We start from the raw sequence: 21,190 nt of genomic DNA, 5'->3' as shown, positions 1-21,190 counted from the left end.
TATTTGCTTGAGTGGCTGCAAAAGCGTTGATACTTAAGAAGGTAACAATAGAAAGTTTAAAACAAAATTTCTCTATACCCCGCCCCCGTGAAGTTAAAAAGCTTAATAGCTGGCATAGATGTCCTTGAATATTGATTATTATATTTTAACTATTTAACAATATCTGTAAATATCATTAAAAGTAAGCGTAATTATAATTATAATATTCTTAAATATATATTAATTATAAATAAAATATTTAAATAATATTAATAATAAAAAAGTTATTTTTTAATTTTATTTTTATAATATATATTTAATATTATTAAAAAGCTTTATTAAATTAAGATTGGACGGAATTTTTTAATATAAACTAAAAAGCGATATCAAAGAATTTCCGTTGTATAATCCAATGTTTTTTAAATGTAAAATATTTTTTAAGGTAAAGCGATGAAAATGCGTGTGTATTATGAAGATACTGATGCGGGTGGAGTGGTGTATCATAGTAATTATTTAAAATTTTGCGAGAGAGCAAGAAGTGAAATTTTTTTCAATAAAAAAGTAGATATTTTTGATGCGTCTAAGGGACATTTTTTGCTTGCAAAAGCAAATTGCAATTTCTTAAAACCTGCAAAACTTGGAGATATGATAGAGATTAAAACAAAAATTTTAGAAGTCAAAAATGCTTCTGTGGAAATTTTACAAGAAATTTATAAAGATGAAATTTTGCTTTTTAAAATGGAATTAACTTTAGCTTTTATTAAAAACGAAAAACCAGCTAGAATGGATATGCAGTTAAAAAAGCTCTTTGAAGAATTATTTTAATTCTTCAAAGCTTGCTTGTTTGCCTTGCATAAGACGCACTTTGTAATCAACTTGAGAATTTTTGATTTTCTCATCAAATAAACTTTCGCTTTTTTTATTTAAGAATTCGGTATAAAAGTAATCAACTCCTATACTAGTAGCATAAGCAATCCAGTTATAATCTATACTTTGATTAAAAATTTCATTAAGATAGACTAAGTTATCATCGTGGTTATTGATGGAATTAGCAATGATGAAATTTTCTCTATCTCCTTGTTGTGTTAAACTTAAAAATGTTGGATTATAGTTGATTTGAGTGGATAAAAGCACATAAGGATGAATGTTATAAATTCTTAGTTGAGAACTTGCTAGAGCTGTTTTGATCAATGGAGTGTTAAAAAATATTGAGGCATTATTAACTCCACCTTGTGATCTTAAAAGCCTGCTAAAATCAAGCTTCTCGCCTTCTATGGTATATATTCTAGCATTATTATTTTGAGCAAGAATTCTTGAATTTAGATTGCTTGATAAAGCAGAGCCATCGCTAAATATTGCGATATTAGCATTTGATTTGCTTAAAAGTGTGGCAATTTGAGCATCATAGTCAATACTTCCAAAAATAATATTTTGATTTGAAATTTGTATGTTGTTTTTATGGATAGTTGGTATGAAAATTTTCATATTTCCTGAGTAATTTTTCAACTCGTTAGCACCTTTTAGAGTAAATCCAGCTATGGCATACTGATATCCTTGAGCTTGTGCTGCATCAAGTGCGGCTCGGATTTTATCACTATCTTCTGTGCCGGTTAAAAAAACTTTTACTTTGATTTCAGCTCTTTGTCTTAAAAGATAAGCTATGCTTGAATTTATTATAGTATTTGAGTAACTTTTTATAGTTTTTTCTGGGATAATTATCGCAAGTTTAACAGAAGTAATTTTTTGAACATTTTTTTCAAAATCAGTAATGGAATTTAATAATTTTGCATAAACATTAGATAGAAATTGATCGTTTTGATCTGCAAATTCACTTAAAAAACTGAGATACAATCTTGATTCTAAAAGATCAAAAAGACAGTTTGTGTTGCATTCTTGAACGCTTAATTTAGGATAAAAATTTTCAACAGGTTTTACATCGACTAATTTTTGCTCTTTTGCATTAAGCAAAAAGCAAGATAAGAAAAATATTAGAAATATTTTTTTCATAAAAATCCTTTAATTTTTTTTAAATCTTGTATGAAATTTTTTTCATAACTTGGATTTTTTTCTATAAAATCTAAATCATAACTTGGCATTATGAAAAAATTTTTATAAGCAAAAATTTCACCTTTTAAAATGTGATAATCTTTAAATCCCAAGCTTTTAAATGTGTATTCTCCTAGACAAAGCAAAAAAGCAGGTTGAATCAGTTTTAGTTCGTTCCAGAAAAATGGTAAGCAAGATTGTAGCGAAAAATCATCAAATTTTCCATTACAAAAACATTTAAATAGATAAGAAAAATAAAAATCTTCATCGCAAAGCCCTAAAATTTGATAAATATAGTGTTTTAATTTTTCACCTTTTTTTGAATTAAGTAAAATTCCACTTTCATTTTCACTCTTTTGCCCAAAAACATCAAGAATTAGCAATTTGACATTTTTTATCTTAGGCTCCATAAGACTAAATTTTCTTGTTTTGGAAAATTGGCATAAGGTGCAAGATGAAACAAGTTGTTTTAATTCTTGAAAATTTTGTACTTGTTCAAAATGGTTTGTATGTGTATCAACAAAGTTAAACCCCATAGCTTTTAAATAATAAAGACTTCTTATCATAAATCACACAATTTTTCTAAATTTTCTCCACTTAGACGATAATTTCTCCATTGTTTAAGATGTTTAGCGTTTAAACTTTCATAAAAATTAATACCTAAAATATTATCATTTAAGCAAACCCAGTCAAGTCTTTTTAAATTTTCTTTTTTGCAAATTTCTCCTAAAAATTTAAAAACAGCTTTTCCATAACCTTTTTTACGAAAATCTTCTCGTATATAAATATCTTCAAGGTAAATTCCACCGCTGCCCCAAAAAGACGAAAAAGTATAAAAATAAATCATATAGCCTATAGTTTTTTCATTTTCTTTTAACAAAAAAGCACGAGCAAATTTATTTTTTAGTAAAGAATGTTCCAGTTTTTCTTTCGTGCATTGAAGAAAATCTAACATATCTTCGTATTTTGCAAATTCTATGATCATCTCTTGTAAAATATCTAAATCTTCTTGTCTTAAATCAATAATTTTAAATTCTGACATTTTTAACCTTTTAAAAATAATTTCAAAATTTATCAAAAGAATTTAAAAATTACTCTTAATCAAAAGCAATTTATAAGTAAGATTAAGATAAAATACAAGTTTATTTTATAATTTTTTAAGGAAAAATCAAATGAAAAGAACTTATCAGCCACATGGCACTCCAAGAAAACGCACTCATGGTTTCCGTGTTCGTATGAAAACTAAAAATGGTCGCAAGGTGATCAATGCAAGACGCGCTAAAGGTAGAAAAAGACTTGCTGTGTGAAAAATTTTGATAAATTTAGCACAAACGAGGAATTTTCATCTGTATATAAAGTAGGTAAAAAATGGCATTGCGAAGGTGTGATCATTTTTTATCTGAATAGTTATGAAAAAAAAATAGCAGTTGTTGCTAGTAAAAAAGTTGGAAAAGCAGTGGTTAGAAATCGTTCAAAACGAATTTTAAGGGCTTTGTTTGCTAAGTTTGAAAGATATCTTCAAGATGGCAAATATATTTTTGTAGCTAAAAATGAAATCACTGAACTTTCTTTTTCTAGGTTAGAAAAAAATCTAAAATGGGGATTGAAAAAACTAGAATGTTTCAAATGATATGCCTAAAAATACTCCGTTTTTATCAGAAATTCTTAAGCCCTTTAAAACCCGCTGCTTGTAGGTATTATCCTAGTTGTTCTGAGTATGCGCTTTGGCAGTTTCAAAAAAAGAATTTTTTTCTAGCTTTTTTTTCTACTTTTTTTAGAATTTTAAGATGTAACCCTTTTTTTAAAGGGGGTTTTGATTATCCTAGAGTTTCTAAAAATTTTTATCCTATGAATTTATGTTTTAAGCCTATATTTTTAGCAAAAAAACAACTTTGTTTTTTATATATACCTTATAAAAATAAAAGTTTTTATCTTATAAAAATCATCTTTAAAAGGACAAATCAGTGAATAATTCAAATAATATTTTTCAGCAAAAGCGTATACTTTTGGCTGTTGTGATTTCTTTTTTATTTTTTGTTTTTTATGATTATTTTTTCATTCCAAAGCAACCTTTAAAAATAGAACAAAACATTACACAACAAAATCAACAAAACACAAGCATAAATAACACTCCTAATATACAAAATACCACCACAAATACTCCAAGTGCAGCTTTAGTTTCGCAAGATAGTGTGATATCTAAGGTTCAAAGCAAGCATTTTGAAGCACAAATTGACTCTTTTGGTAGAATTTCTGCTTTTTATTTAAAAGATAAAAAATACCAAAATGAGAAAGGAGAATTTATAAATCTTGTTAGCAAGGAAAATAGTCCTTATCCTTTAGAAATGCGTTTTAGTGATCCAAGTATTAACTCAGAGGCTTTTAAAATTCCTTATGTTGCTAACGCTAGCAATCTTTTTGTTGATGAAAATGGAAGTCAAGTTTTAAAACTCACTCAAAATCTTTCTGGATTGAAAATCGAAAAAGATATTACTTTTTATCCAAAAGGAAATTATGAGATAGAAGTTAAACTCAGCAAGAATGCAAATTATTTTATAAGTCCAGGATATCGTCCAAATATTGCCGTAGATAGTTATACAGTTCATGGTGCTTTGGTAATGGATAATAAAGAAACCATCGAAACTTATAAAGATGGAGATGTAGAAAAGGATGAAAGTGCTAATAATGTCGTAATGACTTCGGCTTTTGATAGATACTATGCAACTTTCTTTTATAATTTTGATAAACCTTTAAATGTGGCAATTAGCAAGGATGCTAATAAAAACCCTATAGTTTTTGCTTATAGTGATAATGAATTTAAAGCAGGGGGTTATATAGGTTCTAAAGAACATGTGATTTTAAGAAGTATAGATCCACGCCTTGAAGCAGTTGTTGAATATGGTTGGTTTACTTTTATTGCTAAGCCTATGTTTGAGTTTTTGAATTTCTTGCATCAGTATATAGGAAATTGGGGTTGGGCTATCGTTGTGATGACTTTAATTGTGCGTATTATTTTATTCCCGCTAACTTATAAGTCTATGATTTCTATGAATAAACTTAAAGATCTTGCTCCTAAAATGAAAGATATTAGAGAGCGTTACAAAGGCGATCCACAAAAAATGAATATGCACATGATGGAGCTTTATAAAAAACATGGTGCAAATCCTATGAGTGGTTGTTTGCCTATACTTTTACAAATTCCTATTTTCTTTGCTATTTATCGCGTTTTGCTTAATGCTATTGAGTTAAAAGCAGCTCCTTGGGCGTTTTGGATACATGATTTATCGGTAATGGATCCTTATTTTATTTTGCCTATTTTAATGGGTGTAACGATGTTTTTACAACAGCTTATTACACCTATGACTATACAAGATCCTATGCAAGCTAAGATTATGAAATTTTTACCAGTGATTTTTACTTTTTTCTTTATCACTTTCCCAGCAGGACTTACGCTTTATTGGTTTGTAAATAACCTTTGTTCTTTGGTTCAACAATGGGTTATCAATAAAATATTTGCCAAAGAACATCACAAAAAACAAGCGGAGCATGAAAAATGAAAATCGAAGCCATTGATCTTCAAAGTGCCTTAACAGAAGCTTCAAGAAGTTTAGAATGTTCTGTGATGGACTTAGAATATGAGATTATTCAGCATCCAAGAAAAGGTTTTTTTGGATTTGGAAGAAAAAAGGCAATTATAGAGGCTAAAGCAAAAAAAAGGATTTTGAAAAAAAATCCTAAAAAAGAATTTGCAAGTTCAAAAAATCACAAACCAGAAACACATGAGCCAAAACAAGAAAACAAGATTGAAATAAAAAATGAAAAAAATAAAATTCAAAAAGAAAAATACACAGTAAAAAGTGATGAAATTTTTGATAGTTTTCATCGAGAAAGCAAAGGAGTGCGTAATACTCAGGATATTTTAGATGAGATTCGTATTCAGCTTGTAAAACTTTTAGAAAGCTCCCAGTTTAAAATAGAGCTTAGTGAACTTAGAATGTATAATGAAGATTGTGTTTTGATTCGATTGGATGGGGAAGATGCTGCTTTGATGATAGGCAAAGAAGCGCATCGTTACAAGGCTATTTCTTATCTTTTGCATAATTGGATCAATTTAAAATATAATCTTTTAGTACGCCTTGAGATCGCTCAATTTTTAGAAAATCAAATTCAAGGTATGCAGCTTTATTTACAAAGCGTGATTGAAAAAATTAAAATTCATGGACGCGGACAAACCAAACCTTTAGATGGGGTTTTGATAAAAATTGCTTTAGAGCAGTTAAGAGCTGAATTTCCAGATAAATATGTAGGAATTAAGCAAAATAATGATCAAAGATTTGTTGTAATAAACGACTTTTTCAAAAAAGATGAGTGATACTATAGCGGCTATTGCCACAGCTCATGGTGTGGGTTCGATTTCTATTGTAAGATTAAGCGGTGAAAGGGCTTTAGAATTTGCCTTAAAGCTTAGCCACAAAACCAAACTCACCCCCCGCCATGCTACTTTTACAAAACTTTTTAATCAAAATAATGAAATTATTGATGAAGCTATAATGATATATTTTAAAGCCCCTTATAGTTTTACAGGGGAAGATATAGTAGAGTTTCAAACTCATGGAGGATTTAGTGTGAGTGAAGTTTTACTCGAAGAACTTGTAAGTTTAGGAGCAAGACTTGCTTTAGCAGGGGAATTTAGCAAAAGAGCGTGTTTAAATGGTAAAATGACTCCTTTAAAAGCTTTAAATATACAAGATCTCATACTTTCAAAATCTGCACTTGCAGCTAAAATTATAGCACGCAACATGCAAGGAAACTTAGGAGAACTTTTAGAAAAAATTCGCACAGATTTGGTTAAAACCTTGGCTTTTGTAGAAACTAGCATTGATTATGCTGATGATGATTTACCTTCTGATTTATTAGAGCAAATTTCTACTATGTGTGAAGAAAATTCTAAAATTTTAAAAGAAATTTATACGCTTTCTCAAAGCAAAAAAGGACTCATAGAAGGTTTTAAAATCGCTATTGTAGGTAAGCCAAATGTAGGCAAATCTTCGCTTTTAAATGCCTTGCTTTCTTATGAAAGAGCTATTGTTTCAGATATAGCAGGCACCACTCGTGATACTATAGAAGAGAGCTTTAAATTAGGAACGCATTTATTACGCATTATAGATACAGCGGGTATTAGGGAAAGTAAAGATGCTATAGAACAAATCGGCGTAGCTTTAAGTAAAAAAAGTTTAGAAGATGCAGATATTATTTTGGCAGTCTTTGATGCTTCAAGAGTGCAAGATAAAGAAGATGAGAAAATTTTTGACTTATTAGCAAATACTGATAAAAAAATCTTTTGGATTTTAAATAAAAGTGATTTAGAAAATGTTTTCAAAAATACTCAAAATAAAAATTTTATCAAGCTTAGTGCTCAAAAAGATATCACTTTGTTAAAAGAAGAATTGCAAAATTATCTTAATTCTTTTGATAGCGAAGGTATTATGGTAAGTTCTTTAGATCTTATTAATGCTTGCAAAATTTCAAGTGAAGCGATTTTTAGAGCTAAAGGACTTTTAGAGGAAAGTTCTTTAGAACTTTTTGCTTTTGAACTTAATTTAGCTATTAATGAACTTGCAAGATTTACCAAAGATTTTCAAAGAGATGAAATTTTAGACGAAATGTTTGGTAATTTTTGTTTAGGAAAATGAAAGGATAAAAATGGATAAAGAAACCATAAAAGCACATAAAATCAGCGATGAAGAATATGCACAAATTTTAGAAATTTTAGGACGAGAACCAAATCTGTTAGAACTTGGGGTTATTTCTGCGATGTGGAGTGAGCATTGCTCTTATAAATCCAGTAAAAAATATCTTAATGGTTTTCCAACTAAAGCACCTTGGGTGATTCAAGGCCCAGGAGAAAACGCAGGGGTTATTGATATCGGGCAAGGTATGGCAGCAGTTTTTAAAGTAGAAAGTCACAATCATCCTAGCTTTATCGAACCTTTTGCAGGTGCGGCTACAGGAGTAGGGGGAATTTTGCGTGATGTTTTTACTATGGGTGCAAGAGTGGTTGCGGGGCTAAATTCTTTAAAATTTGGCGATATTCATGATGAAAAATGTGGCAAACATCAAAAATACCTTGTTAAAGGCGTGGTAAATGGAATTTCTCATTATGGAAATTGCATGGGTGTGCCAACTATAGGTGGAGAATGTGCTTTTGATGAGTGTTTTAATGGAAATATCTTAGTTAATGCCTTTGCTTTAGGGGTTTGTAAAAGTGAAGATATCTTTTATGCTAAGGCTGAAGGTGTAGGAAATCCTGTGATTTATGTGGGTTCAAAAACAGGGCGTGATGGACTTGGTGGAGCGGTTATGGCAAGTGATAGCTTCAATGAAGAAAGCAAATCTTTGCGTCCTACAGTGCAAATTGGCGATCCTTTCAGTGAAAAACTTCTTATGGAGGCTTGTTTAGAGCTTTTTAAAACCGATTATATTGTGGGTATTCAAGATATGGGTGCTGCAGGGCTTACTTCAAGTTCCTTTGAAATGGCAGGAAGAAGTGGCAGTGGCATGAAACTTTACTTAGATAAAACTCCTATGCGTGAAAGCGGTATGACTCCTTATGAGTTAATGCTTAGCGAATCTCAAGAAAGAATGCTTATTTGTGCGAAAAAAGGCTATGAAGATAAGGTTATAGAAATTTTCAAAAAATGGGATTTAGATGCTGTGGTTATGGGTGAAGTTACCAATACAGGAAAAATGGAGCTTTTTTGGCATGATGAGCTTGTAGGGCTTATTCCTATCGAGCCTTTAAGTGAAAAGGCACCGATTTTAAGCCGTCCTACAAGCGAGCCAAAATATTTAAGTGAAATTAAAAATTATAAATTTGAGTTAAAATCAAGCATTCAAGAGCTTTTTATACAAATGCTTCAAAATGAAAATATTAATAATAAAGCTTTTATTTATGATCAATTTGATTCAAGCGTGCAAACCAATACCATAAAAGCTGATGGAAAATTAGGTGCTAGTGTTATTCGTATCAAAGAAAATGGTGCAAGTGTGGCTATGGCTATAGAATGTAATTCACGCTTAAATTATATAAATCCTAAAATAGGAGCAGCTTTAGCAGTAGCTTCTGCAGGAAGAAAAGTTGCTTGCACAGGAGCTAAGCCTTTGGCAATAAGTGATTGTTTAAATTATGGAAATCCGCAAAATCCTGAAGTGATGTGGCAATTCGCACAAGGTTGCGAAGGTATTAAAGAAGCTTGTAAAGAGTTAAATACTCCAGTAGTAAGCGGCAATGTTTCACTTTATAATGAAACTGAAGGCGTAAGTATTTATCCAAGTCCTACTATAGTAAGCGTAGGGGTTTTAGAAGATGCAAATAAAACCTTAAAAGCTAGTTTTGAAAAAGAAAATTTAAGCGTTTATCTTTTGGGTGAAAGTTTAGGAGAATTTGGCGGATCTATGGTAATGAAAATCCAAGATAAAAAAGTATCAGGAAGTCTTAAAGAGCTTGATTATAAAGCTGAACTTGCACTTTGGGATTTGCTTTATAAAGCCAATCAAAATTCTTTACTTGAGTGTGCCAATAGCGTAGGAATAGGGGGTATTGCTATGACTTTGGCAAAAATGTTTGCTATTTCTAGTGTGGGTGCAAATTTAACAAGTGATTTTGATGATGAAAAAATGATTTTTGATGAGAGTGCAAGTCGTGCTATAATAGGGCTTAGTAAAGAAAATGAAGAAGCTTTTTTAAATTTAGCTAAAGAATTTGGAGTAAAAGCTTATAAATTAGGTGTGAGTACAAGCCAAAAACATTTTAAACTTGATAGCATTGAGTTAAGCAAGGCTGAACTTGATAAGCTTTATTTTGAAAGTTTTAAAGAGCAAATCCAATGACTTTAGTTTTAATTATACTCGTTGTTTTGGTGTTTTACTGGTATTATAAAACTTGGGGAAAACAGGATTTTTTAAACTCAGCTACAAGAGGAGCCAAAGGCTTTGCTAAGGGTTTTGCTCGTGGGGTTATGGAAGAAAGAATGGATGAGTTTAAAAGGCGTATGAATTACTATGTTATCGCACTTTTGGCAAAAATTGCAAAAAGCGATGGCAGGGTAAGTGAAAATGAAGCTGAAATGATCAAAGATCTTTTAGATGCAAATGCCAAAGATGAAAAAGAAAGAGCTTTTTTAAAAGCAAGTTTTAACGAACATAAAGAAAATTTAAGCGATGCTTTTTATGTGGCAAAAGATTTTTTAAAAGAAGTGCCTTTGCCTAAAAATGAGCGTTTTAATGTCTTGCGTGTGCTTGTTTTTATGGCTTTAATCGATGCAGATTTTAATGCTAAAAAGCGTGAAATTTTAGAGCAAATCGCTAAAGCCTTTGATATAGCAAAAAGCGAACTAGACGCTTTTATAGCAAGTCTTTCAAATTTAAAAAGTACTAAAAAAGAATTAAGTCTTGATGAAGCTTTTGCTATTTTAGAACTTCCAAATAATGCGGATTTAAATGCGGTAAAAAAACAATACCGCAATTTAGCAAAAAAATACCATCCTGATATTTTAAATGCAAACAATGTTAGCGAAGAAGAGCTTAAAATCGGCGTAGAGAAATTTCAAAAAATCAACGAAGCTTATGAAAAAGTTAAAAAACATTTAGAAAGGTAAAAATGAGAGCATTACTTAGTGTGAGTGATAAAGAAGGCATAGTAGAATTTGGCAAAGAGCTTGAAAATTTAGGTTTTGAGATTCTTTCAACTGGGGGGACTTTTAAGCTTTTAAAAGAAAATGGAATAAAAGTTATAGAAGTGAGTGATTTTACAAAGAGTCCTGAGCTTTTTGAAGGGCGTGTGAAGACTTTGCACCCTAAGATTCACGGTGGGATTTTGCATAAAAGAAGCGATGAAAATCATATCAAACAAGCAAAAGAAAATGAAATTTTAGGCATTGATCTAGTTTGTGTAAATTTATATCCTTTTAAAAAAACTACCATTATGAGCGATGATTTTGATGAAATTATAGAAAATATCGACATAGGCGGACCTGCGATGATAAGAAGTGCAGCAAAGAACTATAAAGATGTGATGGTGCTTTGCGATCCACTTGATTATGAAAAAGTGATTGAGACTTTAAAAAAAGGTCAAAATGATGAGAATTTTCGTTTAAATTTGATGATAAAAGCTTATGAGCATACAGCAAATTACGATGCTTATATTGCAAATTATATGAATGAACGCTTTAACGGAGGTTTTGGAGCGAGTAAATTTATAGTAGGACAAAAAGTATTTGATACAAAATATGGAGAAAATCCACATCAAAAAGGGGCTTTATACGAGTTTGATGCCTTTTTTAGAGCAAATTTCAAAGCCCTTAAAAGCGAAGCAAGTTTTAACAATCTAACCGATATTAACGCAGCTTTAAATTTAGCTAGTAGTTTCGATAAAGCTCCAGCTATTGCTATAGTAAAACATGGAAATCCTTGCGGTTTTGCTATAAAAGAAAATTTAGTACAAAGCTATATACATGCTTTAAAATGCGATAGCGTCAGTGCTTATGGAGGAGTGGTTGCAATCAATGGAACTCTTGATGAGGCTTTAGCAAATAAAATCAATGAAATTTATGTAGAAGTAATCATTGCAGCCAATGTAGATGAAAAAGCTTTAGCCGTGTTTGAAGGTAAAAAACGCATTAAAATTTTCACTCAAGAAAGTCCGTTTTTAATTCGCAGTTTTGATAAATATGATTTTAAACATATTGATGGGGGTTTTGTATATCAAAACAGCGATGAAGTAGGCGAAGATGAGCTTAAAAATGCAAAGCTTATGAGTCAAAGAGAGGCAAGTAAGGAAGAATTAAAAGATCTTGAAATCGCTATGAAAATAGCAGCATTTACCAAATCAAACAATGTTGTTTATGTAAAAAATGGCGCTATGGTGGCTATAGGTATGGGTATGACAAGTAGAATCGATGCAGCAAAGGCAGCAATCGCTAAAGCTAAAGAAATGGGACTTGATTTGCAAGGTTGCGTTTTAGCAAGTGAAGCCTTTTTTCCTTTTAGAGATAGCATAGATGAAGCAAGTAAAGTAGGGGTTAAAGCTATAGTAGAACCAGGCGGAAGTATAAGAGATGATGAAGTGGTAAAGGCGGCTGATGAGTATGGTATGGCGCTTTATTTTACAGGAGTAAGACATTTTTTACATTAAGTTTAATGGAATGTTATGTTTTTTACACATAATTCAATAAAAATTAAATAAATTATGTGTAAAATATTTCCGAAAAATTTTATTTTTAGGAAACTATGATGTTTAAAACTATAGGATTTAAGGTTTCTGCTGCAATTTTTGTGGTGTTGCTTATAAGTTTTATTGTAATGCAAGTGATTTTAAATTTGGACTTTAAAAATACTGCCAATAAAATGAGCAGGGCAAATTTAGATACCGTAAGTACTTCTGTTTTTCAAACAATGAGAATGGCTATGAATTTAGGAGATCCTGAAAAAATTAAAGAAGCCATTGAAGATGCAAAAAGTATAGAGGGTATTAGTGATATTAAAATTTATCCTTCAAAAGATACTATAGATCTTTTTGAGATGAAAGCCCCTCAAATTTCAAATGATAAGCGTATTATAGAACAATTTTCAAATCCTAAAATTCAAGCTTTAGAAGAAAATGTAAATGGTGTTGTGCATTTAAGATTGATACGCCCTTTGATTGCAGATGAAAGTTGTGTTGCTTGTCATGCAAATGCTAATGTAGGGAGTGTGATAGGGGTTATGGATATATCGCATTCTTTAGAAGGTGTTCAAAAAGATATAAGTAAAACCAGTCAATCTTATATTATAATATTTACTATTGCTTTGATTTTTACCCTTTGTGTGGTTCTTTTAATGCTTAAAGTTGTTGTTGGAAAGCCTGTTTTAGAGCTTTTAAATCATGCTAAAGAATTAGCTCAAGGAAGTGGCAATTTAAAAGCTCGTATTTCAGTTAAAGGTCAAGATGAAATTGCTTTAGCTTGTGGATATATCAATCAATTTATCGAAAAAACTCACAAGGCAGTTAGCGGTGCAAGTCATAATTCAAAAAATGTAGAAAAACAAAGCAATCTTTTAAATTCAAATGCTATTTCTTTAAGTGATATCAGTTCACAAAGTCATAAGCAAATAGATCAAAGTTTTAAACTTGGTGCAAATGTTGGCAATGAACTTGGAGAACTTGCTAGTTTGTCAAATAAAGCAAATAGTGCCAATGAAAAATCCTTTTTATTATTAGAACAAATGCTTAAATCTTTGTTTAATGTTGCTAATAAAGTATCAACAGTATCCCAAAATGAAAATGAATTGGCTAAAAAAGTTGAAAACATGGTCAATCAAGCAGGTAATATACAAAAAGCAACTCAAATGATGGATGAGATCGCAGATAAAACCAATTTACTATCCCTAAATGCTGGCATAGAAGCAGCTAGGGCTGGTGCATTTGGACGAGGTTTTTCTGTAATTGCTGAGGATGTTAGGCAGTTGGCTCAGAACAGTGAAGAATTTTTGGGAAATGTAGCTCAAATTACAAAAGAGCTTTTGCAAAGTATTAATGAGGTTAGCGCAGAATTAAAGAAAAATGCTCAAAGTGTACAAGCTTTAAATGATGACACCGCTTTATTGGTTGATGATGCTAATGAGGTTAAATTATGTAACGAAGATGCTAGGGCTTTGGTAACTCAATGTACTGAAAAAATAAAAATTTCCCAAGAGAATATACAAAATTTACTTTCTCGTATGCAAGAAAATGTTGAAGTAAGTGAAAAGAATGAAGAAATTTCTAAAATTCTGCTTCAAGTTGCAGATGAGTTAAAAATAGTGTGTCATAATCTCGAAAGCGAACTTAACCAATTTCAAATTTAAAGGAATAAAATGAAAAAAACGCTTCAAATTGCTTTAGCAGCAGCTTTTTTTGCAGGTTGTGCTAGTACTTCTGTTACTTCATCTACTTCTAAAGGTAATAATGAACTTGTGCAAAATCAGCTTTTCAAAATAGAAAAAATTATAGTTAATGGTAAAACTTTTGATCCAAAAAACGCAGAGGAAAGTCCAAATATCAGTTTTGAAAATAATAAATTTTATGGTTATTCAGGATGCAATCGTTTTTTTGGTTCTTACCAAACTAAGGCGGATACTTTACAAATCGAAGGTGATCGCGTAGCTTCAACTCAAATGCTTTGTCACCCAATGGATGTAATGGATTTTGAAAATTCTTTCCTTTCAAATTTCAAAGGAACTTTTAAAATTTCAAATGAAAATGGAAAACTTGTTTTAAGCAATGATGAAATGAAAATCTTTTTTAAATAATACCCTAAAGCCTCGAAATATCGAGGCAAACTTCTTAAATTTGACAAAAGTCTAAAAAATGATACAATTATAATTTTATTATCAAAAAAGGTAGTTAAATGATAAAATCAATTCCTGAATGGAGTGAGCAAGAATACCTCATGCTTTCTTTACCTCATGAAAAAAGCGATTGGAATCCCTACTTAGAGGAAATTTTACAAAGTTATAAAGAATTTGTAAAAGCAGTGAGTGAATTTCAAAAAGTTTTACTTATAGCTCCTAAACAGAGTGATTTTGAAAATTTTAAAGATATAAAAAATGTAGAGTATTTTAAATGTAATACCAATGATACTTGGATACGTGATTTTGGAGCTATAGATATAGTGGAAAATGGTCGCTTTAAGGCTCTTGATTTTACTTTTAATGCTTGGGGAAATAAATTTCAAAGCGAGCTTGATAATGCTGTAAATTCTAAGCTTTTTAAAGAAAAATTTAAAGAGGAGCTTAAAAAGGTTGATTTTATTTTAGAAGGAGGAAGTATTGACTTTAATGGAGAGGGTGTGATGCTTACAAGCTCTCATTGTCTTTTAAATGAAAATAGAAATTCTCATCTAAACAAAACTCAAATTGATACAAAATTAAAAGAAATTTTTGGCTTAAAACAAATTATTTGGCTAGAAAATGGTTTTATAAAAGGTGATGATACAGATCATCATATCGATACCTTAGCAAGATTTATAGATAAAAATACCATAGCGCATTGTATTTGTGAAGATGAAGAGGATGAGCATTATTTGCCTTTACAAAAAATGAAAGAAGAGCTTAAAAAAACAGGCTTTGATTTAATAGAACTTCCTATACCTAAGCCTTTATACTATGAAGGAAGAAGATTGGGGGCGACTTATGCGAATTTTGTTTTTATAAATAATGCTTTAATTGTGCCTTTTTACAAGGATAAAAATGATGAAATCATAGCTAAAAGACTTTCTAAAGCTTTACCTAATCATAAAATTATAGGAGTAGATGCAAGAGTGTTTTTACGACAAAACGGTTCTTTGCATTGTTCTTGTCAAAATCGTTTCAAAGGTTTAAGATGAGTTTGCAAAAAAAAGCAACTCTTGTAGCAAGTTTATGTGCTATTGTTTTAGCCTTGGTTAAATTTATAGTAGGCTTAACAAGTGGTTCTGTTGCAGTGCTTTCAAGTGCGATTGATTCTTTAATGGATTTTGCTATTTCTGCTTTTAATTTTTTAGCTCTTAAAAAAAGCTCACAAAAGGCGAATGAAAATTATAATTTTGGTTTTTCTAAAATTGAAGCTTTAATGGGTTTGTTAGAAGGTGTTTTTATAGTTGGCGTGGGGATTTTTATTTTTTATGAGAGTATTTTAAAGATTTATTATAAAGAAGAAATTAAAGATTTAAATTCAAGCATCTATGTGATGATTTTTGCTTTAATTATGACTTTTTTTCTTGTACTTTTTTTAAATTATGTAGCTAAAAAAACCAAAAGTTTGATTATAGAAAGTGATGCTTTGCATTACAAAACAGATTGCTTAACCAATGCTTGTACTTTAGGGGCTTTGGTTTTGATTTATTTTACAAATTTACATATTATTGATGCTATTTTTGGGATAGTGATCAGTCTTTATACGGCGTTTTCTGCTTTTAAAATCATTAAAAAAGCTTTGGCTTTTTTAATGGATGAGGCTTTACCTAAGAAACAAGTGGATAAAATTTGTACTTTGATTTCTAATAATCCTGAAATAATTTCCTATCATGAATTAAAGACGCGTAAAACTCCAAGTTGTAATTATTTAAGCGTGCATTTGGTTTTTTGCCCTATAATTTCGCTTTTAAATGCGCATAAAATTTCAGATGAAATAGAAGAAGGTGTGCGTAAGATGTTTGAAAATGAAAAATGGGATATACAAATTCATTTAGATCCTTATGATGATGCAGAACAAGAAAGGCAAAGACAATGAAAATCGCTTTAATACAACAAAAATTTCACTCAAACAAAGAACAAACTATAAAAAAAACTTGCGAATTTATAGAAGAAGCCTCTAAACAAGGAGCTGAGCTTATTTGTTTGGGAGAACTTCATCAAAGTGAGTATTTTTGTCAAAGTGAAAATGTGGATTTTTTTGACTATGCTAATGATTATGAAAAAGATGTGAAATTTTGGGCAAATATAGCTAGAAAAAATCAAATAGTGCTTATTACTTCATTATTTGAAAAACGAAGTGCTGGACTTTATCATAATACTGCAGTGGTTTTTGAAAAAGATGGTTCTATAGCAGGCAAATATCGCAAAATGCACATACCTGATGATCCTTGTTTTTATGAAAAATTTTATTTTACTCCTGGAGATTTGGGTTTTGAACCTATAAATACAAGTTTAGGCAAGCTTGGAGTGCTTATTTGTTGGGATCAGTGGTATCCTGAAGCAGCAAGAATTATGGCTTTAAAAGGAGCTGAGATTCTTATTTATCCCACGGCAATTGGTTGGTTTGATAAGGATAAAGATGAAGAAAAACAAAGACAGCTCAATGCTTGGCTTGGCGTACAAAAAGGACATGCTATAGCTAATGGTTTATATGTAGTAGCTATCAATAGAGTAGGTTTTGAAAAAGATGTAAGCGGGGTAGAAGAGGGCATTAGATTTTGGGGAAATTCTTTTGTTTTTGGCCCTCAAGGTGAAGAACTTTGTCTTTTAGATTCTCAAAACGAATGTGTAAAAATCATAGAAATAGATAAAAAAAGAAGTGAAAATGTGCGTCGTTGGTGGCCTTTTTTGCGAGATAGACGCATAGAATATTTTGCAGATTTAACTAAAAGATTTATTGATTAAATCAATAAATCTTATTTGTTTTGTATATTTTCAAGATAGCTTTTTATTTGCTCTTTTTCTTGTTCGTTTAAATTTATAAAACTTATTTCTTTAAGTCTTGATAAAAGCAAATTATCTTCTAAAATTTCATTTTTTCCTATTTCTAAAGAAGTGATGACGCTAGAACTTATGAGAAGTCTTTGGGTTGTATCTTTTCTTAAGCCCCATATATTATGTATAGCAATATTATTATCTGCAATTTGTCCTACATAAAGCATAATATGTCCAGGTAAATAAAGTAAACTAAGATAAGCTTTCCCAAAGCGGTTTAAAAAATCTTTTTTTTGAGAATTGCTAAGAGTGCTTATATCAAAATGATTAAAAGAATTTTTTTGTGCAGCTGAATTTCTTGGTAGATAAAGTCCAAAAGCTGAAAAGATATCACGAGTTAGTAAAGAACAATCTCTTTCAAAATTATAACCGCCCCAGCCATAAGGCAAATTTAAAACTTGTGAAAGTTGATTTTTTAAATTTTTATCATTGAATTGTAAAGGAAATTTAGATACATCTTTTTTAGAAATTTTATATTTTTTAGAGCCTATTTTTCCATAAAAATAGTTTTTATCTTCTTTGTAGTAAGGATAAATAGCGCCAATTCTACTTTCAAAGAAAAATTTACCATCCTCGCTATAGATAGGAAATTTTTCTTTTAGCGGTGTGATAAAGTTGAGATTTTCATAGATTTTCGCTCTATCGTTTGAGAAAAATTCCAAATTTTTACTTTCAACAAATCCAAATCCAGCTTCACCTAAAACAAAAGCATAACGCTTATCTTTACTAAAATGTGAAATTAAGACAGGGGTTCCAGCATTTAAAATGCCATCGCTTGCATAGTCAAAAGGAATTCCTTCATTTTCAAAAAAAGGATTTTTTAAGATAGCTCTTTGGGTTGGAAGATTTTTAATGATTGTATTTTGGATAATTAAAGCTTTTTGATTAAGTTTGCCAAATTCTTGGATATTTGCGTTATTTGTAGCGTTTTTAAACCATGAAAGTGGAATAATTTGTTTATTGAAAAAATAATAAGTATTTTTTGAATTTAAATATAAGGGAAAGGACCAAAAAATATTTTGTCCTTTGTAATTTTTAAACGAATCATGCCAAGGGTTAAAGAAATATTTTTTATATCGTTTTGCATCAAAATTAATATCGTAAGCAAATTGTGGCAAAATGCTTACATTTTGTTCGTATTCAAGTTTTGCATAATGTTGATTTTCATTTTTTTGTTCTAAATTTTCATGATGAAGTGAAGTTAAATTTTTTGTTGAACAAGCTGTTAAAAATAGCACTATAAAAGTAAAATATAAACAAGATTTCATAATCAACCTTTTAGAAAAAATAGTTATAATTAAAGCCAAGGAAATATAATGCTTGATAAACTAGAAAAAATTTTAGCTTATGATAATGTTTTTTTAAGTGGTGGTGCTGGAGTTGGTAAAAGCTTTTTGACAAATGAGCTTATCAAATCTTATAGAAAACAAAAAAAATTAGCCATAGCTCTTGGTTCTAGTGCTCTATCGGCGTTTAATATAGGCGGTGTTACCTTACACAGCTTTTTTTGTTTAGGATATTGTGATGATATGATGAAATTAAGCGCATTGGATCGCAATCAAAAACAAAAAGAAAAATTAACAAAACTTAAAGAGCTTTTAAAAACGATTGAGCTTATTATTATCGATGAAATTTCCATGGTTAGCGCAAGTGTTTTTGAAATGATAGGCTTTAGACTTAAAAATTCTCAATTTAATGGAAAAATTTTAGTTGTAGGAGATTTTTTTCAACTGCCTCCCGTAATTAAAAAAAAAAAAGAAACTTTATTTAATCATTCTTATTATGCTTTTTCTTCATTTTTTTGGCAAGATTTAAATTTTAAGAATATTAAACTTTCTCAACCTAAAAGAACACAAAATATGGAATTTTATAACTATTTATCTTTGATTAGACAAGGTTTTTTAGATGAAAAAATTTTAAGCTTTTTTGAATCTTTGCGAATTGATTATAAAGAATTAGAAAATTTAGAAGATGATTATACTTTACTTTGTGGTATCAATAAAAAAGTAAACAATATCAATCAAGAAAAATTAAGCAAACTTGAGACCCCACTTGTATGCTTTAAGGCTCAGGTTAAAAAAGAAGATAAGAGAATAAAAGATGAAGAACTTGATTCTTGGGTTGGAAGCTTAAATATATTGGAAGAATTAAATATTAAAATAGGTGCTCGTATTATTTTTTGTGTAAATAATTGGGATAAGAATTATTATAATGGTGAGCAAGGCATTATAGAAGATATTCTTTATGAAGAGGAGAAAATTTATATTAGTATTATTAAAAATAATGGGATGAAAATTTTACTTGAACCTTATACTTTTTTCATGGAAGAACTTGAACAATCAGGTAAAGATTTTGTTGTTAATATTCTTGCAAGTGTTACACAGTTTCCTATTAAATTAGCTTATGCTATCACTATACACAAATCACAAGGTATGAGTATTGAAAAATTAGTGTGTGATATTGATCATATTTTTGAAAATGGACAGCTTTATGTCGCTCTTTCTCGCGCTACAAACCCAAATACTTTAAAAATTTATTCTACAAAAAAGATAAATTTTGGATTTTATTTTGCTAATATTTTAAAAATAGATTCTAATGTGATCGAATTTTATAAAAAACATAATTTTTTAGATCTTGAAATACAAGAACAAATCATTTAAAGGCATTAAATGAAAAAAATATTTTTAAGTGTTTTTTTGGCTTTGAGTTTAAATGCTCAAAATCTTGAAATAGATAAAATAAGAACAGATTTGTATTCTAAAAGTGGGGCAAATGTTCTTAAAAAAGTTGAAATTTCTTTGGAATTTGATGGGAATAATTTAAAAGAAAATGAAAATAAGTTGATTGATGCTGTAAATACAGTAATTTCAGGGTTTTTTTACGAAGATATTTTTACAGAAATTGGAAAAAATAATTTTAAAAAAACTTTAGAAAAATTTTTAGATAAGAAGTATAAGATTAAATTAGATGATATATATATCATATCTTTAAGCGGAGTGGAAAAATTTGATTTAGAGGAGTTTAAACGCTTTTTAGAAAGCACTGAGGCTAAAGAGAAAGGTATGGGCAGCGAGGTAAAAAAAGCACTTGAAAACTTAGAAGTTCCTAAAACTCAAGTTCCTGGTGTTGAAAAGATCCCAACTCCTAGTGTTCCAAATTTAGAAGCCAAGCAAGTTGAACAGCTTTTCAAAGATTCAGATGAAGAAAATAAAAATGACAATGGAGAAATCAATATAGATAATTTAAATACACCTAAAATGACTCCAGATATAGAAGAAAAAATTAAAAGAGATTTAATCGCCAATCCTCCACAAATATTCAAAGAAAATAATGCAAGCAAGCCTTATCATTTGCCACAAACAGGCTATGATATAAAGCTTGATGAAAATTCAACGCAAAATTAGCGAACTATATCATAATTTTGCGGAATTTTTGCCTTAAAAACATCGGAATTAATTTTTGGATTTTTAATTTGATTGTTTAGATTGATTATAACATCATTTTCAAATTCATCTTTATAGGATATGCTTTGAATTTGCTCTTGATTAAGCTTAATTGTATAGTTTATATTATCATATTTTGCTACAAGTTTATCTTTGTCTATAAGACTTGCTTTTTTGAAAATTTCATTAAGATTTGGAATGTTATCAAGATGAGAGAAAATGACTTGTTCTAGATCGTGCTCTACTATGGTTACTTGATTTTTGTTAATATAAATCTCTTTTTTACTAGGAGTATCATAACTCCAATATGCTTGATCCTTACTCAGTATAAAATGTCCAGAATAAGAAAGTGTAGAGTTTTTGGATTTTACTATTTGGATAAAATCGCTTGAAAAGGTATTAAAATTAAGATCAAGGGCAAAAAGTTGTCCTATAAAAATAAAAAATATCAAGAATGTTTTTTTCATTTATTTTCC

Annotated in this window: 23 protein-coding genes; 17 read left to right on the top strand and 6 right to left on the bottom strand. The window is 29.8% G+C overall.

All coding sequences use genetic code 11. From position 1 onward, the window contains the following. Positions 1 to 76, bottom strand: a 76-nt coding sequence (locus SR63_RS08750; RefSeq protein ID WP_370870670.1) for a hypothetical protein, incomplete at its 3' end; no start/stop codon positions are given. 353 nt (positions 77 to 429) lie between these two features. Here SR63_RS08750 and SR63_RS04195 point away from each other — a divergent pair. Further along, positions 430 to 804 (top strand): YbgC/FadM family acyl-CoA thioesterase, encoded by a 375-nt coding sequence (locus tag SR63_RS04195; protein ID WP_002853400.1) that lies wholly within the window; start codon positions 430 to 432, stop codon positions 802 to 804. On the opposite strand, the gene SR63_RS04190 is transcribed toward SR63_RS04195, so the two are convergent. The 3 genes from SR63_RS04190 to SR63_RS04185 are packed head-to-tail and all read right to left on the bottom strand — an operon-like array spanning position 796 to position 3,067. Further along, the gene (locus tag SR63_RS04190) at positions 796 to 1,986 is read right to left on the bottom strand and encodes a hypothetical protein (protein ID WP_002865964.1); all 1,191 of its coding nucleotides are present in this window, start codon (positions 1,984 to 1,986) and stop codon (positions 796 to 798) included. The genes SR63_RS04195 and SR63_RS04190 overlap by 9 nt on opposite strands. Continuing rightward, a complete protein-coding gene (locus tag SR63_RS08560) occupies positions 1,983 to 2,591 on the bottom strand; it encodes a uracil-DNA glycosylase family protein (RefSeq protein WP_002865963.1) in 609 nt (202 codons plus the stop codon). The genes SR63_RS04190 and SR63_RS08560 overlap by 4 nt, the downstream gene beginning before the upstream one ends. Then, on the bottom strand, positions 2,588 to 3,067 hold the full coding sequence (locus SR63_RS04185; protein ID WP_002853404.1) for a GNAT family N-acetyltransferase: 480 nt from the start codon (positions 3,065 to 3,067) through the stop codon (positions 2,588 to 2,590). Before SR63_RS04185 ends, SR63_RS08560 begins: the two co-directional genes overlap by 4 nt. 130 nt (positions 3,068 to 3,197) lie before the next feature. Between SR63_RS04185 and rpmH the strand changes: the two genes are divergently transcribed. The 14 genes from rpmH (at position 3,198) to SR63_RS04115 (ending at position 17,181) form a co-directional block, all read left to right on the top strand. Next, entirely contained in the window at positions 3,198 to 3,332 is a 135-nt protein-coding gene (rpmH, locus tag SR63_RS04180) for a 50S ribosomal protein L34 (RefSeq protein ID WP_002776864.1), read from the top strand. Next, positions 3,329 to 3,655, top strand: coding sequence for a ribonuclease P protein component (rnpA, locus tag SR63_RS04175; protein ID WP_002853349.1), 327 nt, complete (start codon positions 3,329 to 3,331; stop codon positions 3,653 to 3,655). Before rpmH ends, rnpA begins: the two co-directional genes overlap by 4 nt. Then, on the top strand, positions 3,652 to 3,993 hold the full coding sequence (gene yidD, locus SR63_RS04170; protein WP_002865962.1) for a membrane protein insertion efficiency factor YidD: 342 nt from the start codon (positions 3,652 to 3,654) through the stop codon (positions 3,991 to 3,993). The genes rnpA and yidD overlap by 4 nt, the downstream gene beginning before the upstream one ends. Continuing rightward, positions 3,990 to 5,582, top strand: a complete 1,593-nt coding sequence (gene yidC / locus SR63_RS04165; protein ID WP_147498370.1) for a membrane protein insertase YidC — start codon at positions 3,990 to 3,992, stop codon at positions 5,580 to 5,582. The genes yidD and yidC overlap by 4 nt, the downstream gene beginning before the upstream one ends. After that, positions 5,579 to 6,397 (top strand): Jag N-terminal domain-containing protein, encoded by an 819-nt coding sequence (locus tag SR63_RS04160; RefSeq protein WP_002877967.1) that lies wholly within the window; start codon positions 5,579 to 5,581, stop codon positions 6,395 to 6,397. Before yidC ends, SR63_RS04160 begins: the two co-directional genes overlap by 4 nt. After that, entirely contained in the window at positions 6,390 to 7,718 is a 1,329-nt protein-coding gene (gene mnmE / locus SR63_RS04155; protein WP_002866894.1) for a tRNA uridine-5-carboxymethylaminomethyl(34) synthesis GTPase MnmE, read from the top strand. The genes SR63_RS04160 and mnmE overlap by 8 nt, the downstream gene beginning before the upstream one ends. 10 nt (positions 7,719 to 7,728) lie before the next feature. Continuing rightward, positions 7,729 to 9,915, top strand: coding sequence for a phosphoribosylformylglycinamidine synthase subunit PurL (gene purL, locus SR63_RS04150; RefSeq protein WP_147498369.1), 2,187 nt, complete (start codon positions 7,729 to 7,731; stop codon positions 9,913 to 9,915). After that, a complete protein-coding gene (locus tag SR63_RS04145; protein WP_002853334.1) occupies positions 9,912 to 10,682 on the top strand; it encodes a DnaJ domain-containing protein in 771 nt (256 codons plus the stop codon). Before purL ends, SR63_RS04145 begins: the two co-directional genes overlap by 4 nt. A gap of 2 nt (positions 10,683 to 10,684) precedes the next feature. After that, the gene (gene purH / locus SR63_RS04140; protein ID WP_002877962.1) at positions 10,685 to 12,217 is read left to right on the top strand and encodes a bifunctional phosphoribosylaminoimidazolecarboxamide formyltransferase/IMP cyclohydrolase; all 1,533 of its coding nucleotides are present in this window, start codon (positions 10,685 to 10,687) and stop codon (positions 12,215 to 12,217) included. Positions 12,218 to 12,315: 98 nt separating this feature from the next. Continuing rightward, positions 12,316 to 13,908 (top strand): methyl-accepting chemotaxis protein, encoded by a 1,593-nt coding sequence (locus tag SR63_RS04135; protein WP_002877959.1) that lies wholly within the window; start codon positions 12,316 to 12,318, stop codon positions 13,906 to 13,908. A 9-nt stretch (positions 13,909 to 13,917) separates the two neighbouring features. Then, a complete protein-coding gene (locus tag SR63_RS04130; protein WP_002866888.1) occupies positions 13,918 to 14,352 on the top strand; it encodes an META domain-containing protein in 435 nt (144 codons plus the stop codon). Positions 14,353 to 14,450: 98 nt separating this feature from the next. Next, positions 14,451 to 15,428 carry an agmatine deiminase family protein gene (locus SR63_RS04125; protein ID WP_147498368.1) on the top strand — a complete coding sequence of 326 codons (978 nt, stop codon included), beginning with the start codon at positions 14,451 to 14,453 and terminating at the stop codon, positions 15,426 to 15,428. Then, complete coding sequence (locus SR63_RS04120; protein ID WP_002877955.1) at positions 15,425 to 16,312, top strand: cation diffusion facilitator family transporter; 888 nt, start codon at positions 15,425 to 15,427, stop codon at positions 16,310 to 16,312. The genes SR63_RS04125 and SR63_RS04120 overlap by 4 nt, the downstream gene beginning before the upstream one ends. Then, positions 16,309 to 17,181 carry an N-carbamoylputrescine amidohydrolase gene (locus SR63_RS04115; protein WP_002866885.1) on the top strand — a complete coding sequence of 291 codons (873 nt, stop codon included), beginning with the start codon at positions 16,309 to 16,311 and terminating at the stop codon, positions 17,179 to 17,181. The genes SR63_RS04120 and SR63_RS04115 overlap by 4 nt, the downstream gene beginning before the upstream one ends. An 11-nt stretch (positions 17,182 to 17,192) precedes the next feature. Here SR63_RS04115 and SR63_RS04110 read toward each other — a convergent pair whose 3' ends face one another. Then, positions 17,193 to 18,539, bottom strand: coding sequence for an SH3 domain-containing C40 family peptidase (locus SR63_RS04110; RefSeq protein ID WP_012006709.1), 1,347 nt, complete (start codon positions 18,537 to 18,539; stop codon positions 17,193 to 17,195). A gap of 48 nt (positions 18,540 to 18,587) precedes the next feature. On the opposite strand from SR63_RS04110, the gene pif1 reads away from it, so the two are divergent. Together pif1 and SR63_RS04100 are read left to right on the top strand one after the other, a co-directional pair. After that, positions 18,588 to 19,931, top strand: a complete 1,344-nt coding sequence (gene pif1, locus SR63_RS04105; RefSeq protein WP_147498367.1) for an ATP-dependent DNA helicase Pif1 — start codon at positions 18,588 to 18,590, stop codon at positions 19,929 to 19,931. Between the two features lie 9 nt (positions 19,932 to 19,940). Continuing rightward, positions 19,941 to 20,675: a hypothetical protein gene (locus SR63_RS04100; protein WP_002866881.1), complete on the top strand. Its 735-nt coding sequence runs from the start codon at positions 19,941 to 19,943 to the stop codon at positions 20,673 to 20,675. Here SR63_RS04100 and lolA read toward each other — a convergent pair. Then, positions 20,672 to 21,181, bottom strand: a complete 510-nt coding sequence (gene lolA / locus SR63_RS04095; protein ID WP_002866880.1) for a LolA-like outer membrane lipoprotein chaperone — start codon at positions 21,179 to 21,181, stop codon at positions 20,672 to 20,674. The genes SR63_RS04100 and lolA overlap by 4 nt on opposite strands. Between the last annotated feature and the right edge of the window lie 9 nt (positions 21,182 to 21,190).

Origin of the sequence: Campylobacter sp. 2014D-0259 (assembly GCF_008000505.1) — a bacterium.
Lineage (GTDB): Bacteria > Campylobacterota > Campylobacteria > Campylobacterales > Campylobacteraceae > Campylobacter_D > Campylobacter_D jejuni.
The sequence above is the reverse complement of the archived record's forward strand: the minus strand, read 5'-3'. Positions and strand labels throughout refer to the sequence as shown.

Bases quoted from the DNA above. Each gene is read 5' to 3' on its own strand.
- SR63_RS04160 (WP_002877967.1), top strand. From the start codon at position 5,579: ATGAAAATCGAAGCCATTGATCTTCAAAGTGCCTTAACAGAAGCTTCA.
- SR63_RS04130 (WP_002866888.1), top strand. From the start codon at position 13,918: ATGAAAAAAACGCTTCAAATTGCTTTAGCAGCAGCTTTTTTTGCAGGT.
- yidD (WP_002865962.1), top strand. From the start codon at position 3,652: ATGATATGCCTAAAAATACTCCGTTTTTATCAGAAATTCTTAAGCCCT.
- purL (WP_147498369.1), top strand. From the start codon at position 7,729: ATGGATAAAGAAACCATAAAAGCACATAAAATCAGCGATGAAGAATAT.
- pif1 (WP_147498367.1), top strand. From the start codon at position 18,588: ATGCTTGATAAACTAGAAAAAATTTTAGCTTATGATAATGTTTTTTTA.
- SR63_RS04120 (WP_002877955.1), top strand. From the start codon at position 15,425: ATGAGTTTGCAAAAAAAAGCAACTCTTGTAGCAAGTTTATGTGCTATT.
- SR63_RS04125 (WP_147498368.1), top strand. From the start codon at position 14,451: ATGATAAAATCAATTCCTGAATGGAGTGAGCAAGAATACCTCATGCTT.
- rpmH (WP_002776864.1), top strand. From the start codon at position 3,198: ATGAAAAGAACTTATCAGCCACATGGCACTCCAAGAAAACGCACTCAT.
- SR63_RS04135 (WP_002877959.1), top strand. From the start codon at position 12,316: ATGTTTAAAACTATAGGATTTAAGGTTTCTGCTGCAATTTTTGTGGTG.
- SR63_RS04110 (WP_012006709.1), bottom strand. From the start codon at position 18,539: ATGAAATCTTGTTTATATTTTACTTTTATAGTGCTATTTTTAACAGCT.
- lolA (WP_002866880.1), bottom strand. From the start codon at position 21,181: ATGAAAAAAACATTCTTGATATTTTTTATTTTTATAGGACAACTTTTT.
- SR63_RS04100 (WP_002866881.1), top strand. From the start codon at position 19,941: ATGAAAAAAATATTTTTAAGTGTTTTTTTGGCTTTGAGTTTAAATGCT.
- SR63_RS04185 (WP_002853404.1), bottom strand. From the start codon at position 3,067: ATGTCAGAATTTAAAATTATTGATTTAAGACAAGAAGATTTAGATATT.
- SR63_RS04145 (WP_002853334.1), top strand. From the start codon at position 9,912: ATGACTTTAGTTTTAATTATACTCGTTGTTTTGGTGTTTTACTGGTAT.
- mnmE (WP_002866894.1), top strand. From the start codon at position 6,390: ATGAGTGATACTATAGCGGCTATTGCCACAGCTCATGGTGTGGGTTCG.
- SR63_RS08560 (WP_002865963.1), bottom strand. From the start codon at position 2,591: ATGATAAGAAGTCTTTATTATTTAAAAGCTATGGGGTTTAACTTTGTT.
- SR63_RS04115 (WP_002866885.1), top strand. From the start codon at position 16,309: ATGAAAATCGCTTTAATACAACAAAAATTTCACTCAAACAAAGAACAA.
- SR63_RS04195 (WP_002853400.1), top strand. From the start codon at position 430: ATGAAAATGCGTGTGTATTATGAAGATACTGATGCGGGTGGAGTGGTG.
- purH (WP_002877962.1), top strand. From the start codon at position 10,685: ATGAGAGCATTACTTAGTGTGAGTGATAAAGAAGGCATAGTAGAATTT.
- SR63_RS04190 (WP_002865964.1), bottom strand. From the start codon at position 1,986: ATGAAAAAAATATTTCTAATATTTTTCTTATCTTGCTTTTTGCTTAAT.